Source organism: Chitinophaga sp., from assembly GCF_017745275.1.
Classification (GTDB): Bacteria; Bacteroidota; Bacteroidia; order Chitinophagales; family Chitinophagaceae; genus Chitinophaga.
The window spans coordinates 1-1,226 of record NZ_JAGHZS010000019.1 but is presented as its reverse complement, the minus strand read 5'-3'; the positions used below and the strand labels follow the sequence as shown (position 1 = coordinate 1,226).

The following is a 1,226-nucleotide window of genomic DNA, read 5'->3' as shown; positions in this document are numbered from 1 at the left end:
GCATCCACATGATGCGCGGCATCCCGCGCCAGGCGGTGGAACGCAACACCCCCGTGCTCGGCACGTCCTACCGCGCCGCCGACATCGCCGACCGCACCAGCACCTGCCCGTGGAATCCGGACATGTACGGCGTGGACATGTCCAAGCCGGGCGCGCAGGCCTACTACGACTCGCTGATGCAGCAGCTCGCCGACTGGGGCGTGGACTTCGTCAAGGTCGACGACCTCGCCCGCCCCTACCACCAGGCCGAGGTCGAGGCGATCCGCAAGGCGATCGACAGGACCGGGCGGCCGATCGTGCTCAGCATCTCCCCCGGCGAAACGCCGCTGTCGGCCGGCCCGCACGTCAGCACGCACGCCAACATGTGGCGGATCAGCGACGACTTCTGGGACCAGTGGCCGCTGCTGCTGGCCCAGTTCAAGCGCCTGCACGACTGGACGCCGTACCGCATCGCCGGCGCCTGGCCGGATGCCGACATGCTGCCGCTGGGCCTGGTCGAGTTCGGCCGCCCCACCCGCTTCACCCGCGACGAGCAGTACACGCTGATGACGCTGTGGAGCATCGCCCGCTCGCCGCTGATCCACGGGGGCGACCTGACCCGCACCGACGACTTCACCTGGTCGCTGCTCACCAACGACGAGGTGCTGGCGGTGAACCAGCGCAGCAGCGGCAACCGCCAGCTGTTACGCACCGAGGACGGCAAGGTCGCCTGGGTCGCCGATGCCGGCGACGGCGCGGTCTACCTGGCGGTGTTCGATATCCGCGATGCGCAGCCCGGCGCCGCATCGACGCGGCCCATTCCGGTTGAGCTGGCCACGCTTGGCCTGCACGGCAGGGTCGCGGTGCGCGACCTGTGGCACCACGCCGACCTGCCGTCAGTGGAAGGCACGTTCAGTCCGGAAGTGGCACCGCACGGCGCCGCGCTGTTCAGGCTGTCGCCGCTGCGCTGACGGCATCGCGCCGCGGCGCGCAGAGACCAGGCGACCGGCGCCCGGGGAAAAGGGATCCGTACTCCGACCCCTGCGCCGGGTGGCGCCACGCAGCGGCCGCAGCAGGCGTCATTCGCCGCCGCGGGCCTCGCAATCGGGCACCGCCCCGCGCGGTGGCGCCTCCAGCGGCACTACCAGCCAGCGCAGGAAGAACTGGGTCAGCGGCCCCACGCCGAACGCGAACAGCAGCGTGCCCAGGCCCAGCGGGCCACCGAGCAGCACGCCCACCACCAGCAC

At 71.5% G+C, this 1,226-nt stretch carries 1 protein-coding gene; it reads left to right on the top strand.

The features are described from left to right. Positions 1 to 950: glycoside hydrolase family 27 protein (locus tag J7623_RS31705; protein WP_291929405.1), on the top strand; the 950-nt coding region annotated here is incomplete at its 5' end. Between the last annotated feature and the right edge of the window lie 276 nt (positions 951 to 1,226).